This is a genomic window from Flavobacterium myungsuense, from assembly GCF_042677265.1.
GTDB lineage: Bacteria > Bacteroidota > Bacteroidia > Flavobacteriales > Flavobacteriaceae > Flavobacterium > Flavobacterium myungsuense.
The window spans coordinates 29,266-45,740 of sequence record NZ_JBHTIZ010000005.1 but is presented as its reverse complement, the minus strand read 5'-3'; the positions used below and the strand labels follow the sequence as shown (position 1 = coordinate 45,740).

At 31.5% G+C, this 16,475-nt stretch carries 7 protein-coding genes; 1 reads left to right on the top strand and 6 read right to left on the bottom strand.

The window, feature by feature from the left end; genetic code table 11:
• Entirely contained in the window at positions 1 to 1,713 is a 1,713-nt protein-coding gene (locus tag ACFQ0S_RS00625) for a PAS domain-containing sensor histidine kinase (RefSeq protein WP_379755560.1), read from the bottom strand.
• Between the two features lie 165 nt (positions 1,714 to 1,878).
• Here ACFQ0S_RS00625 and typA point away from each other — a divergent pair, with 165 nt between their 5' ends.
• On the top strand, positions 1,879 to 3,675 hold the full coding sequence (typA, locus tag ACFQ0S_RS00620; protein ID WP_379755562.1) for a translational GTPase TypA: 1,797 nt from the start codon (positions 1,879 to 1,881) through the stop codon (positions 3,673 to 3,675).
• Positions 3,676 to 3,748: 73 nt separating this feature from the next.
• Here the strand turns inward: typA and ACFQ0S_RS00615 are convergent, their stop codons facing one another.
• Genes ACFQ0S_RS00615 through ACFQ0S_RS00595 form a run of 5 tightly spaced genes read right to left on the bottom strand, consistent with a single transcriptional unit; the run spans position 3,749 to position 16,461 of the window.
• Positions 3,749 to 4,669, bottom strand: coding sequence for an alpha/beta hydrolase (locus ACFQ0S_RS00615; RefSeq protein WP_379755565.1), 921 nt, complete (start codon positions 4,667 to 4,669; stop codon positions 3,749 to 3,751).
• Positions 4,670 to 4,680: 11 nt separating this feature from the next.
• Entirely contained in the window at positions 4,681 to 6,522 is a 1,842-nt protein-coding gene (locus tag ACFQ0S_RS00610) for a glycoside hydrolase family 13 protein (RefSeq protein WP_379755568.1), read from the bottom strand.
• Between the two features lie 11 nt (positions 6,523 to 6,533).
• Positions 6,534 to 8,981 (bottom strand): T9SS type B sorting domain-containing protein, encoded by a 2,448-nt coding sequence (locus ACFQ0S_RS00605; RefSeq protein WP_379755571.1) that lies wholly within the window; start codon positions 8,979 to 8,981, stop codon positions 6,534 to 6,536.
• Positions 8,982 to 9,030: 49 nt separating this feature from the next.
• Positions 9,031 to 14,142, bottom strand: a complete 5,112-nt coding sequence (locus ACFQ0S_RS00600) for a T9SS type B sorting domain-containing protein (RefSeq protein WP_379755574.1) — start codon at positions 14,140 to 14,142, stop codon at positions 9,031 to 9,033.
• A gap of 30 nt (positions 14,143 to 14,172) precedes the next feature.
• Positions 14,173 to 16,461 (bottom strand): T9SS type B sorting domain-containing protein, encoded by a 2,289-nt coding sequence (locus ACFQ0S_RS00595; RefSeq protein WP_379755577.1) that lies wholly within the window; start codon positions 16,459 to 16,461, stop codon positions 14,173 to 14,175.
• Positions 16,462 to 16,475 lie beyond the last annotated feature (14 nt).

Genomic DNA, 16,475 nt, shown 5'->3' with positions numbered 1-16,475 from the left:
TTATTTTTTAAAAGTTAATGTAAACGTAGTTCCTTTGTCAACTTCGCTCTCTATGCTTATTGTACCTCCCATAGATTCTACTTGTGATTTCACTAAATAGAGTCCTAATCCTTTACTATCAGAATAATTATGAAATCTTTGATACAATCCGAAAACTTTGTCTCTATTTCTTTCTAAGTCTATACCAATTCCGTTGTCTTTAAATATGAGTATTATTTCATTGCCAACTTCTTTTGAAGATACAAAGACTCTAAGAATTCTTTTTGGAGATCTATATTTAATGGCATTGGTAAATAAATTCAAAAGGATGCTTTCTAGATACGATTTATTTACATTTAAAATAGTGACTTTTTCGAGTTCTATTTTTAATATGGGTTTATGCAAACTTATTAAAACACTTAATTGGTTAAAAACATTTTCAAAAACATCTTTAATTAAAACTTCTTCTTTTTCTATAGATGGATTATCTTTAATAATGATAACTTTCATCAAATCATCAATGGTTTCATTTAATAAATGGGCAGATGTTGAAAAGCCATTCAGTATTTCCTTTAATTCTGGATTATCAATAGGGATGTCGTGTATTAAGGTTAATAATCCTGTTAAATTAGATAAAGGCGCTCTTAGGTTATGAGAAGTGATATATGAAAACTGTTTCAAGTCTTTATTGTTCCTGGTTAATTCTCGAATTAGATGTTCTTTTTCTTTTTCTTGTTTCTTCTCTTCAGTAATATCTCTTTGTATAGAAATCCAATGTGAATGTTCTCCTTCTTTATTAGTAACTGGAAGCATAGAAAAGTTTACCCAATATTCATCACCGTTTTTCTTATGATTTAAAGTTTCAAATTTAAATTCTTCTTTTCCTCTTAAAGCTTTTGAAAGATTACCAATTTGATTTTCAACCGATTTCCTACCCATAAAAACAGTTGGAGTTTTGCCAATAACTTCATTAGATTGAAATCCTGTCATTTGAGTAAATGCAGGGTTGACAAAAACGATTCTTGGCACGGCTCTATTCGACTTGTCTGATTCTGTTATAATTACGGCATCTTTTGTCTGAGTAATAACGGTTTCTAAAAGTTTGAGTCTTTGTTCTTCTTCTTTTTGTTTGGTAACATCTTGTATGGCTCCAATCATTCTAATCACATTGCCATTGTCGTCTTTTACAAGAAATCCCCTGTCAAATACATATTTATAGTTGCCGTCAGCACATTTAAAACGGTACTCATCCTGCCACTTCTCAGTTTTTTGTTCTATAAATGAGTATAATTTTATAGACATTTTAATACTGTCTTCAGGATGAATCCGATCAAACCACCATTTGGATGTTTTTCCTACATCGTCAGCTTTATAACCAAAGATTCCCTGTATTCCTTTGTTCCAAACAAAATCATCTTCAATAATCTTCCAATCCCAAATAGTATCACTTGTTGCTTTTGCAACAATATCGTATCTTTCATTCGATTTTAAAATCTCATCATTACTTTTTTGAAGAGATTCAAATATTCTTCTGTTTCTAGAATCGTTTTTAGAAAGCACATATTTAAATATAATTCCCGCCAAAAAAATGAAACCCAAATCCTTTGAGAAGCTATAAATAAAGAGATTAGATGGAAAATAGAATAATTTATTTAAAAACAAATTACTCACTAAAGCAAGCGACACAGAAAAAAGGATAAAAAGTAAGGTTATTTTAGTTGCTTTGTTTTTCATTACTCAAATATAAAAAAAATATTGCAAATTTATTAGGTATTTTTTAAAGTTATCCAATTTTATTTTGATAAAATCATGTAAGAAGTTAACATACGGTAACTAATAAAAATCAAAGGTTTATTATATCAAAATAAAGTGTACCTTTGCACCCATTAAAAATAACAGATGGAATCTATTAGAAATATTGCAATTATTGCCCACGTCGATCACGGTAAAACCACTTTGGTTGATAAAATTATGTATCACTGTCAATTGTTTCGTGATAACGAAAATACTGGTGACTTAATCCTTGATAATAACGACCTAGAACGTGAAAGAGGTATAACAATTACATCTAAAAACGTTTCGGTACAATATAAAGGCACAAAAATTAATATTATTGATACTCCTGGTCACGCCGATTTTGGTGGCGAAGTAGAGCGTGTATTAAATATGGCAGATGGCGTTTGTTTATTAGTTGATGCTTTTGAAGGACCAATGCCACAAACGCGTTTTGTTTTGCAAAAAGCACTTGACCTTGGGTTAAAACCTTGTGTGGTTATTAATAAAGTAGACAAAGAAAACTGTACTCCTGAAGAAGTTCATGAAAAAGTCTTCGATTTGATGTTTGAATTGGGTGCTGAAGAATGGCAATTGGATTTCCCAACTGTTTATGGCTCAGCAAAAAACAATTGGATGTCAGACCATTGGGAAAATGTTACAGACAATATTGAAGCTTTGTTGGACATGGTAATTACTAACGTTCCAGCTCCAAAAGTTTCTGAAGGAACGCCACAAATGCTAATCACCTCTCTAGATTTTTCAGCTTTTACAGGTCGAATTGCGATTGGTAGATTAGAAAGAGGAATCTTGAAAGAAGCAATGCCAATATCTTTAGTGAAAAGAGATGGTACTGTAATGAAATCAAGAATTAAAGAATTACATACTTTTGAAGGTTTAGGTCGTAAAAAAGTGCAACAAGTTGTTGCTGGTGATATCTGTGCAATTGTTGGTGTTGAAGGTTTTGAAATTGGTGATACCATTGCCGATTTTGAAAGTCCTGAAGCGCTTCAGACCATCGCAATCGACGAGCCTACAATGAGTATGTTGTTTACCATTAATGATTCACCATTTTTTGGAAAAGAAGGTAAGTTTGTAACTTCAAGACATATTCGTGACCGTTTGACTAAAGAATTAGAGAAAAACTTAGCGATGAAATTGGGTGAAACTGATTCTGCCGATAAGTTCATGGTTTTTGGTCGCGGAGTACTTCACTTGTCAGTTCTTATAGAAACCATGAGAAGAGAAGGGTATGAGTTACAAATTGGCCAGCCACAAGTTATCATCAAAGAAATTGACGGTAAAAAATGTGAGCCAATTGAGGAATTGACTATCGATTTACCGGAATCTCTTTCTGGTCGTGCTGTTGAGTTTGTTACTTTACGTAAAGGCGAAATGTTGAGCATGGAAACAAAAGGAGAACGTATGGTTATAAAATTCAACATTCCATCACGTGGAATTATTGGATTGCGTAACCAATTGCTTACTGCAACTGCTGGTGAAGCTATTATGGCACACCGTTTTATAGGATATGAGCCATACAAAGGAGAAATTTCTGGACGTAACAAAGGGTCATTAATCTCTATGGAAAAAGGAAAAGCAATTCCTTACTCTATCGATAAATTACAAGATCGTGGTAAATTCTTCGTTGAACCAAATGCTGAAATCTATGAAGGTCAGGTAATTGGAGAAAACTCACGTGGCGATGATATGTGTGTAAACGTGACCAAAGAGAAAAAACAATCTAACGTCCGTTCTTCTGGAAATGATGAAAAAGCAAGGATAATTCCACCAATTATTTTCTCGCTTGAGGAAGCATTAGAATACATTCAAAAAGATGAGTATGTTGAGGTTACACCTAAATCTATTCGTTTAAGAAAAATATACTTAACAGAGACCGAAAGAAAGAGATTTAAAATCTAAATTTAAATTTTTATCATAAATGAAAACCATCACAGCGTAAGTTGATGGTTTTTTATTTTTCATGAATTATTTTTTATTTTGCTAATAAAAACTCGAATGGAATATCCAGCCTCTTATGCCATGATTGTTCTGAATGACTTTCTCCGGGAAAAAAAATTGTATTCCAGGACTTATCTGAATATTTTTTCGAAATCATTATTTTATTGACTTTTTCTTGCGAAGGTTTGTATAAACTATCTAAAGTTTGATCGCCATAATCAAAGTATATTTTATGATTTTTAGGTTTTGGTAAATGTTTGTTTAGGTATTTAATTATGGCATCAGGTATAGGATTGTTTTCGTTTTGATAAATTCCTGTCCAATGTGTAGAAAGACAAGCAGCACCTCCAAATACTTTTGGATACTCGCAAATGGCATAAAGTGAAATTAGTCCCCCCATGCTAGAGCCCGCTATAAAAGTATTCGATTGATTGGAATAGGTATTAAAATTTTTATCAATAAAAGGTTTTAATTCTTTGACTAAAAATTTTAAGTAATTATCTGAAATAACTTTAAACTCGGTATCTATTTTCTTTCTTTTTAGTAAACTTTCTGAAATAAAATTCTTTTGTGTTACATCAAAAGTTTGAAAAGGTTTTTGTGGAAAATATTCTGGATGCCGTTTTAAACCGTTGTTCCATATCCCTACCACTATAAATTTTTTGGTTTTTTCTTCTACAATTAACTTTCCTGCAACTTCATCAACTTCCCAAGCTTGTTTGTTCCATGAGCTTTCTGCATCATATAACATTTGTCCGTCATGCATGTATAGCACTGCATATTTTTCAGTATTAGAATATCCTTTTGGTAACCAAACATCAATATTTCTTGCGTCTACAAATTTCGATTTAAAGTTGTCAAATCGCATAACTTTACCAGAAGTTACTTTTACTTGTTGTCCTATAGTTGCTATAGAAAACAGTAGTAATGTAATTAATGTTGCTATTATTTTCATTATAAAGAATACTATTTATTTAAATCTAGAATTAAAGCACTTCTTGGAGCTATTTCTAAAGTTTTTTGTATTGTAATCTCCCGGTCATTAATAATGTCTTTCGCAGTAAATGTTTCAGGAATCATTTTATAATATTTTTTCATATCAAGAAGTACTTTTTCTTTATTTTTATTCAAAATAACCATTACTTTTTGATTTTCATTATATCTAAAATAAACATAAACATCATTTTTTTCTGGAGCATAGTGAATAAATTTCCCATTATGAATTACTGTCGCAGTTTTTCTCCAATTTAATAGTTTACTAAGGTATTTTTGAGCTTCTAGTTCTTTTGCATCCAGACCTTTTTCGGTAATAGCATTTTTTGTATCACCTTCCCAACCTCCAAATAAATCTGCACGCCTCTGGCCGTCATTTCCTGCTTTTTCGTTAGTAAATAATAATTCTGTTCCATAATACAACTGAGGAATACCTCTCATGGTTGTGTATAAAGTCATACCTAATTTCCAACTCTCGAAATCGTTTTTGATTCTAGTATAAAATCGATCCATATCATGATTATCAGGAAAAATCAATAAATTATTTGGGTTTGCATAGTGATAATCTTGCCCCATACCTTTATAGAATTCTTTCCAAGTAGATTCCCAATCATTGTTTGTTGACAATGATTTGATTAGATTATCGGTTAATGAAAAATCCATTAAAGTTGGTAAAAAGCATCTATAGCCATCAGCATTAATCTTATCTTTTTGCCAATATGCCGATAACTCAGTGACATTAGTCATTTCTTCTCCAACTATGTTAAAGTTTGGATATTCGTCCATAATTGTTTTAGTCCAATTAGACAAAAAGTCTTTATCAGCATATGAAAAAGTATCTTCTCTAAATCCAGAAAGATTTGCATATTCTATCCACCAAATGGTGTTTTGAGTTAAATAACTGGCTACTAATGGATTTTTTTGGTTAAGGTCTGGCATGTGTCCGTCAAACCAACCATTAGTATACTCTTCTCTGTCTTGTATTGTCGCATATGGATCTAACAAAGTCGATTTTATATGGTTTGTTCTCTTTTTACTGTCTTGAAAATTCATCCAATCTTTTGTTGGAACATCTTTAATAAAATAATATTGTGAACCACAATGATTGAGTACTACATCCCAAATTAAACCTATATTTCTTTTTTTGGCTTCTGAAACTAAAGTTTTAAATTCTTCATTTGTTCCAAATCTTTCATCAATTTTATAAAAATCGGTTGCAGCATACCCGTGGTAGGAATAATTTGGCATATTGTTTTCTACAAGTGGCGTATTCCAAATTTGAGTATATCCTAATGATTGTATATAGTCTAAATGATTTATAATACCTTGAATGTCACCACCGTGTCTGCCACTTTCATCGTTTCGATTTGCTTTTTCTATACTTTTTGGTGTATTGTCATTTTTTGGATTTCCATTTGCAAATCGATCAGGGACAATTAGTAAAATAGCATCTTTTGTGGAAAAACCAATTCGGTTGGCACTATTTTTTTCTCTGTTTAATAAAGGAAAACTCTTTGTTATTTTTGTTTTTCCATTTTTTTTAAATTCAATTTTAGCATCACCAGGAATTGTATTTGAATCGATATCAATAGTAACAAATAAATAATTAGGGCTTTCTACTTTTTCGGTTTTTAAGATTTTTACTCCTGAATAATTTATAGAGGGTTCTAAATCCTGTATAGCACTGCCGTAAACTAAAAGTGTGATTTGTTTTGTTCTCATTCCAACCCACCAATTAGGAGGGTCAATACGTTCTATTTGAGCATGAAGGTTAAGAGAAATAAAAATAAAAATATACTGTACCGTTTTTTTCATAATTTATAGTTTTATCGTTTTAATGAAAAATGGCCTTTTATGGTTTTATTGTTTTCTAGATTTATAACATACCAATAATCGTCTGACGTAGAAGGATTACTATTGTAAGTTCCGTCCCAACCTTTATCTCTTGCATTCATTTCATATAAAAGTTTTCCTTCTCGATTAAAGATTTGAATAAATGATTTTCTGCTAAAATTAGAACCAACACCTTTTAAATTCCATAAGTCATTTACGCCATCGTTATTAGGAGTAAAAAATTTTGGTACTCCAAGTACTGAGATGATTTTTGGACCAAATACGCCACAACCATTTAAATCTTTTACATATAATTCATAGACTCCGGCGGGTACATCTGTAAAAATAGGAGACGATTGAAAATCATTACTTTTGTAGAGACTAAAGACATAATCTCCTGTTAAATCTTCTTCTAAAAGTACTTCAACAGTATTCGATTCAGAAAAGTCTGAAACTATTACATCTGTAACCATTGCTATTTCTGAGGAAGTTACTGTTATGGTTCTCGTTTTAAAACATCCAAATCGATTAGCAACATCAACAGTGTAATTTCCCTCTCGGTTTACCCTAATAGCGTAAGTTGTTGAATTAATTTTTACTCCATCGCGATACCAAGTATAATTAAAATTGGATGAATTAGTTTCTAATTTTCCTGCATTGATGGTTATAAATCTATTAGGTATATTTGAACAAACTATATTTTTTTCATCATCTTGAGTTTCAATATTTGGAAGTTTATTTACTATTAATTGAACTTCACTCACACTGGTGCAACTACCAGCTTCATCAATTCTAATAAAAACAGATGAGTTGTATGCAATAGGAATTGTATAATTTGTTGGTGTAGTAATGCTATTTTGTTTTATTAATGCATCGCTTTGAGTTGAATAGAATGTTTTAATTTGAGTTGGAGTTACAACTAAGTTTGCATTATCAAGATTAAATGTTGTAAAACCATCTTCTTTATTTAAAACATCACATTGTTCTAGTGGTTTTAAATTTTGGCTAGGAATAATTTTTACATTTAAAGTCAATTCACTTAAACTAGCACACCCCGTTGCAGCATTTGTAACTCTCCCAACAATAGTTTCAGGATTTGAAGTATTATTAAAAACAGTATTTAATGGATTTTTGTTTTGTTCTTGGGTCTTATTTTTAAAATAGGTTACAGTTAAATTTGGGTCAGAACTTGTAAACGAACTATTGTAATCGTTCAAGTTAAATAGTGATAGCCCATCTGGATTTAAACCAAAATCACATTGAGAACCACTTGCTTTAATTTTAGTTGGTACAGGAATTACTATAAGATTAATCTCTTTTGTATCTGTACAAGTTCCGTCAAAAGCTTTAATGAATATGGGTTGCTTATTGGGACTTGTATTTGGGAAAAATTGTGATAATTCATTCAAATCCACATCGGCATCATTTTGACTAATATAGTATTTTACAGTTAATGCTGTTGTATCTTCATTGTCAAAAATAGCAGTTGTAACTTTGGACAAATCAAAAATTGCCAATCCATTGGTATCATTTCCATCTGAGCTATCATCACAAGTAGATGCTTCGTTTTTAGGGAAATTTACAGGGTCATTTACTTTAATTATAAATGTAGTGGTATTAAAACAACCAGTTATTGTATTTTCAATCCTTACAAAAATAGTTTGGGGGTTAGACGTATTTTTAAAATTTGTAGCGTTTTTTATTTCCTTTACGTTTGTAAGAGCATCATTTTGAGAAGTATGATAACTAACAATGACATCACTTTGAGTTCCTATGATTAAAGGGTCGTTTTGTTTTAAATTAAATTCGCTTATAAAATCCTGAAATCCATCGGTATCACATTGTTTAATATCAAGTGCTACACCAGTTGGCACATCAAATGTTGGTGGTGTATTAAAAGTTGCCGAACCGCTCCATTCCAATTTAAAGTTACTCGATCCCGTTGGTCTGTCAATTACTATAAAATAAGAATCTCCAGCAGATACGGTAAGCCATTTCACAAAACTATTTCCGTCGGGACCAGGACCTTCAGAATCATCATTTGAGGCAGCATTCATTCCAGTAAAATTATTGGGTTGATTTATAGATTCAGGATTTGTAGTCGAGCATCTTATGGCTTTACCAATTGCACCACATGTTACGTTTGGACCAAAAATAAAAAAATCGAAGTCTTCATTGATATCCGTACTTTCAGGAATGAGAGTAAATCCTAATGTTCCAGTTGTTTTTATAGAAAGCTTTAGCCATATACTATTATTTTCTTCGCCTTGACAACTATTTGATGATGCAAATAATTCTTGTTTCCCAATTCCAGAGGCTGTTAAACCTTCAAAGCCACTATTTCCACAAACAATAATAGCTTTTGAACAATCATTTTGTGAAAATATTTTAGAAGAAAAAACGAGTATAAGAGCTAAAAAGGGTATTTTAAAATTTGTCATAATTATGTATTGCATTCTAATTGTATTATAAAATAGGGTAATTAATTTTTTATCTTTTGAGACTGAAATGGCCTTTAACAATTTTATTATTTTCAAAAGTAACAACATACCAATAGTCATCAGAAGGTAGTATTTCTCCGTTATAAATTCCATCCCAACCTTTATCGATAGCGTTTAGTTGTTTTAGTAACTTTCCTTCACGATTAAAAATTTCGACTTTAGCTTTTGAATTAAATTTGTCACTAATTCCTTTAATATTCCAAGTATCATTAGAACCATCATTATTGGGTGTGAAGAATTTAGGAATTCCTAAAACTGATATATCAACAGGGCCAACTGTACCACAACCATTTTTATCTTTTACATAAACTTGTAAAATTCCTGAAGGCGCATTAAGAAATAGAGGCGAAGTTTGAAATCCTTTTTTTAGGTCGATGCTATATTCATAATCTCCAATACCGTCAGCAATAATTTCAATAATATTTGAGTCTAACAAATCGGTAACTTTTACATCCTTAATTGATGCTATATCTGATGAAGTAACATTTATAGTTCTTGTTCTAAAACAACCCAATCTATTGCTTACATCGACAGTATAAGTACCCGGAATACTTGTAATTAAATTAGTCGAAGTTTCGTTAGGAATTTCTATACCGTTTCTATACCATTTGTATTTAAAATTTGCAGTAGGAACATTATTAAGTATTCCAGATTCTATGGTAACCTTAAAGTTAGGTAAATTTTCACAAACCATGGCAGTATAAGAACCGTTTTCATTTAAATCAATTACAGGTAAAGGTTCTACAACAAATCGTAAAATACGTTGAGCAATGCAACTTGTATTTATGGTACTAGAAACTTTTACTTTGATGTTTTGTGAATTGGAAATAAACGGGTTAGGCAAAGGGCTTGGCAGTAAATTTCCAAGAGCATCAGCATATTCTACTTTTATTTGTGTTTGATTTTTAACAATTGTGGATTCAAAAGTAGAGGTGTCATATGCGATAATGCCATTTTGATCTTTAGGATTTGGCTCGTCATCACATATTTCTAGTAGATTGGCTGGTAAAGGAAAAGCTTCAGGTAAAACGTCTGCAATAAATTGAATAGTTTTTTCGGCTGCACAAGGTCCGTCAGGATCTTTAGATAGGGTACTAAAAGCTTTTACAGTAATTGTTTTTGTTCCTTTTACTACTATAGGGTTGGGAAGTGGGCTAGATAGCGGATTGCCTAAATCATCTGAATAGGTTATTAATACATTTGTTTGCCCTTTTAAAATAGAAGATTGAATATTTGAAGTGTCAAATGAAAAAAATCCTTGTCTGTCCGCACAACGTCTAATAATATTATCTGAACTAATTTCATTAATTACAGGAATGGTTTCTACATATAATTTTATATAAGGACCAAGAGCTAAACAATCATTTTGTATTGTACTTTCTACTCGAATCCAAATTTCTTGTACGTTAGAATAGCCAATATTTCTATAATTAAAAATACTAATTGGATCTGATGGATTTTGCGATATTTCTAAGGAATTCCCATTTAAATCAGTTTCAGCACTAGCGTCATTTAAATTTTTATAATACTTAATTGAAGTATTTGGCAAAAGGGCATTTACAGCCGATGTAACACTACTAAAATTAAACGAAGTAATTCCGTCAGTATTGCTATTGTTTGTATTATTATTTCCGTTTATATCTAGAAAATCATCACATTCATAAAACTCTTTCAAAAATGTGGAAGGAATTTGAGTTGCTGTAACTACTGCATCAATTCTTGCAACCCTAAAACATTGATTTTCATCTTGAACTCTGGTCCAAACCGAAGTATTTCCACTTAAATATTGTAATGGATTTGTAATTTGTAAACTAGTATCTCCATTTTTTGCTGCTATTGGAGATTTAAAGTAGGTAAATTCTTCATTTTGATAATTGGAAGAAATAAAATTTTCGTTTTGAGTTAAATTGATATTAGCAAAACCATCGGAAAGCGCATCGTCATCACATTGTTTTAATGTAATTGGAGAGTTCACAATTGGTAAATCATAAACTATTAATTCAACTTCATCAGAAATTTGAATGCATGAGTTTACATCTTTCAGTAATTTAACTCTATACTTAAAACCTTTCATTGCAGCTGTAATGGCAATAATTTTTAATGATTTTGTTTTGCTTCCTGTATAAGAAACGCCATCAACAATATCATTCCAATTGCCTGATTCTAATATTTGCCACTGATAACTATCTATTGGAGAAGTTTCTATTGTTGCAATTGCATTTTGTAACTCACAAGTAGGGATAATAATTGGCTGTGAAATTATAGTAATATTTGCAAATGTTATGTAATTTAGATTAGGAAGTACTGCATACCCTAGAGCATTGTTAACAACTCCTTTGGAATTTACTTTTGGAGCAGTATTTCCTAATAATCCATCTCCATCATCATCTAAATTACCTGATTCTATGGTGTCTAGACAGCCATCATTGTCACTATCTAAATCTAAATAATTATTCGTCTTATCACTGTCAGTGTCGGCAACAGTGTAGTTTAGAATTCCAGAATCTGTAAAAGTTTCAATAGAATTAAACAAACCGTTATCTCCAAATGATTTACCACTAGTGTCAATAACTCCATCTAAATTCGAGTCGGTAATGTTATTTCCAGATTCGGTTAAATCATAAATTCCATCATTGTCGCTATCCAAATCTAAATAATCAGGAACCTCATCTTTATCGGTGTCAGCGGGTGTCAAGCCGCTAAGAAAAGTATCGTCTAATCCATCTAGATTTAAATCAATTTTAGAAGGAGTAGTGAAATTTTTACCTTGCAATTCAATGTTATCAGGAATACCGTCATTATCACTATCTAAATCCATAAAGTCAGAAACTCCATCTAAATCAGAGTCTTTTTCAGAACAAGTTTCAGTTAATTTAAAAGTTGCTTTATTCGCACTTAATTCTGATAAGTTTTTGTGCGTAAATGATATCGATGTGGTTTGAAAAGATTGAAATTTAAAATCACCGGTGCCCGCTTTTAATGGATTTGAGCTGTTAAAACGGAATCGAATTTCGAAGGATGAAAATTGCGTTATTCCACTTTCATAAATACCGTCATAATTAGTGTCAATAAGTAATTGGTTTGACGGATTAATAACAGTAATGGTTCTTTCTGAATCTGAGTTTAGAATAAAATCACCACTATCATTCAATAAATCTGTTGTATTTGCAGTATTTACATATTCGAATAAAATATTTGTAGCTACAGGAAATATTTTTTTAAAGGAAATTATACTGTTTTTATCCTTTGAAGTTTCGGTAACAAAATCGCCTGATATTGTTCCTGAAAATGGAGCCAAAGCCGGTAGAGTTCCAGTTGTAGAAATGTTTAAAGTACTATTATCCGAAAGGTCAACATCTTTATTGCCTAGTGATTCATTGCAATTGGTAACACCATCGTTATCAATATCTATATCTAAATTGTCATTTACGATGTCATTATCTAAATTTGTTGGACAAGAACTCACAGGGATTTTATCAGAATCTAATTTAGTTCCACAATCTGAAATGGTAGCTTTTACAAAATAATAACCAGGTTTTGTGGGAGTATATTTGCTCTTTGTAGCTCCTGAAATAGGCAAATCATTATAGTACCATTGAAAAACGTCAAAAGCACTTAAGGTATTCACAGATAAAACTTTATTAGGAATGCAGTCCTCCTTTGTTGCATTCAATAAACTAAAACTCACTTCTGGTTTAAAAGTAAAACCCGAATAAAATCCGCCAAAAGTAGCAGCATCGCTCGTACCATAAGCTGCTAAATAAAGCTGACCCGATGAAAAAGCACTAATATTTCCGGTTAAACCAGTAATGACATAGGTTGTATAATTGGAGTTTCCGGTGACTGATGTTGGACCTGAAATAGTGATACCGGGTAAATTATCTAGTGAGGAAATAGAGTAAGGCGTACCATTTACTTCAAAATTCAAACTCGATCCTGTTTGAGTTATTAATGTAACACGACCTCTATATATTCGTGTTCCTATTTTTTCTATAAATGGGATATTATCAATAACATTAGGGGTTTCGCAAGTTAACGGAGGAACAAAAAATAATTCTTGATTGGCATAAAGCGTATTTGGATCATCACTTCTATCACCAACAGTTTGATAGGCAAATACATTTTTGGAGGAACGTACGTACAAATTTCCAAGTGAACTAAAGTCATTTCCATCTAATGCAACATATTCTCCTGCGCTTAAAACATAATTTGCAATTGAATTTCCGTTGAGGAAAATTTCAGTATTATCTTCGTTTGCAACTAATAATATTCTTTCAGCTTCTGGTTGTCCTATACTCTTTATAAATATGTATTCTTTTCCAGTTCTTTCAGCAGAAACAATTTGGTCAAAACCAAGATCCAAATTTTGTTTAGCATTTGATCCGGCAAACGAACCGCAATTCAAAGCTATTGGTTTATCTGAAGTGACTAAAGAACCAATTAAACCATCTCGATTTTTTTCTTCTGGTCCTTCAACAGCCATAACGAAACTTTCACCTCGATTAAGAATTATTGGTGAAGGAGTATTTCCTGCTGTAGCATTATTTATTAAAGAAACGCCAGACTTTATATCAGAAAATTGAATTTTTGTATTGTTTTCGGTTGCAAGAACCGCTACAAAAGTGTAGTGATTTGCTGTGTAAGGATTTGCCTCTGTATTCAATAAGGCTCCAATTCTAAATACTGTACCTAAAGCTGCCATTCCTTTAGATACAAGCGCTCCAGATTGATTTCCAAGACCAGCAATTATACGTGCCGATACATAAATTAAATCATCGGCTTCTACAGTAAATCCTTTATTCGTTAGTATTTTATTTACTGAACTTTTATCAACGATTAATTCAGTATTAGTTCCACTGCCAATATTATAAACATAAGGTGTGGCTTTAGAAACAGTACCGTCAAAAAGCGTTCCTCCTAATTGTGAGACTTTAAAATTAACGGGAGTAGAACTAGGAGTGGATATATATAAATACTGTTCTTCAGCTATAGAAGATACTTCAGACGAACTCCCAAGGGGTGGTATATAATGTGTCTTGCTAAATTGGGAAAAAGCAACAGTGGTTAATAAAATAAAAAATAGTAGGATATTTCTTTTCATGCTATAAAAATAATACTTTAATGACTAATTTCACCTTTTTAGTGTAAAATGTCCTTTAATTATTTTAATATTCCCAATATTAATTACAAACCAATAATCGGAAGATGGTAAATCTACCGAATTAAATTTGCCATCCCAACCTTTATTTATTCCACTAAATTGGTAAAGAAGTTTACCGTATCTGTCAAAAATACTAATTTCAGATTTTGGAAATACATTTATATTTTTAATAAACCAACTGTCATTAATTCCATCTCCATTTGGAGTAAAATATCTTGGATAATTCAAGACATAAAATTTTTTAGAAGTAATTCCGCAGCCATTTTTATCTTTAACCCAAGCAGTATATATACCCGGAGAAAGATTTTCAAATACAGGGCTGTCTTTATAAAGTAATCTATCTAATGAAAATTCGTAATTACCTGATCCTGAAAATTCTATTGTTGCAGAATTAATTTCTTGAAAATCATTAGTATTTATATTAGTAATAGTTGCTTTCCCAGAACCTTCTACAATAAATTTTTTATTGGCAACACACGTATTTTTATCTGTTATTGTAACTGTATAAATCCCGGGGGTAGTAACTTCGGTAAAAAAATCTTTACTGCCATTACTCCAATCAAAACCAATATATTTTTTGTCTACTTCTAATTTTTTAGAAGTAAGCTCACATAATTGCACCTTCTCATCGGGTAAGTCTTCGAAGGAATTTACAAATAAATCTAGTGCAATTATTCCGTAACAATCAGAACCATTTACAATTCGAGCATAAATTCTCATTTCATATCGAATTGTATTTTTATAAGTGTTTGGCAACACATTATTTTCTAATTGCGCATCATTTAGTGTTTCATAATACTCAACAACCAGTCCTGAAGGTAACCCCGCTAAAACAATAGGAGTAGCGTTATTCAAATCGAATCCATAAAAACCATCTATTTTTCCATCTAAATCACAACTTTCTAAATCTCTAGATTTCGGAACTGAATTGTTCGAGAGTTTTAAATCTATAGTGGCTACATTAGCACAACCAAAAGTATTTTTTACACTTGCATAAATAGTTTTAGGAATGCTTTCATATGTATTAGGATTTGAAATGGCTTTTGATGCATCTTGATTTTGAGCATCAGTTATTTCTTCATAATAAACAATATTAGAAAGATTACTATCATTATTAGTTATGATTTTAGTTACTTTTGATAAGTTAAACAATCCCGAACCATCTTTATTTTCATCACATTGAACTATAGTGGTATTTGTTAAAGAAGGAAGTGGCGAAAACTCTATAGTAATTTCACCAATCGATTTGCAAATGGTTGCTCCTAATGACACTTCAACTCTATAAATTCCCGCATCTGCAACTGTATAGGTTGGAGAAGTAATTCCAGTATCGACATCATTCTTAAACCATTTGTAGGAGTTAGTTCCAGGTTCTGTAGCATCTAAAGGAAATGTATTGTTTTGACAAACCGGATTGTTGGTTACAATTAATTGATCTGGTCCCAAGTCCTTTTCAAATTTAAAACTACCACCACCCAAGAATATAGCCGAATCGTATAAATTATTTCCTTGATCGGCAACAACTAATTTAATGTGATAGAGCTTACCTGGAATTACAGTTGCTTGAGCTTGCATTATTGTAGTTTGACCATTAAAATTTGTTGGATGTTCATTTCCGTTAAATCCCCCAAAATAGCTCTCATTTGCTTCTGGACAAATGGTACCTAATCCTCTAACGGTATTTACTCTAACTGGAATTGTAGTATTTGGTATTAAAGCTAAATTTTGATAGGCATTTGTACTACCAACTTCTTTTAATAAAAAAGCAAAACCATCTGTAAAGTTGCATTGATTAGACCTTGGGTCAGTTAAATATTGTTCAGAAGAAAAAATATAATCAAAACTAATTTTGTTAGACAATGATATAAAATCGAACTCTAAAACTGTAGCGTTTATGGAGTTGCTAACTCCTAGAGCATTCTCTAAATCATCATCGCCAGACCATGAAGTGTCGCCATCACTTAAAATAGAATTATTTGGTCCAGATGCCGAAACGGCTTTGCCAGTACTTAGAACCACACCATCGGCAAATGGAAAATTACTGCCATTAGCTGTAAAATAGCCAAAACTTTGTTGACTACCAAAATTGCCACCACTAACAGAAAAGTTTGATACATTGGCACACGGACTGTTAATTAATCTATTTTCGACAAGATCTTGTGCAGTAAAATTATCAGTTACAGTAATGTACTGACCAAAAGTTGTAGTTGAAATGCAACTAAAAATAAATATAAAAAAAATGTTCCTAAAAAACCCCATAGCATCTGCAAAGA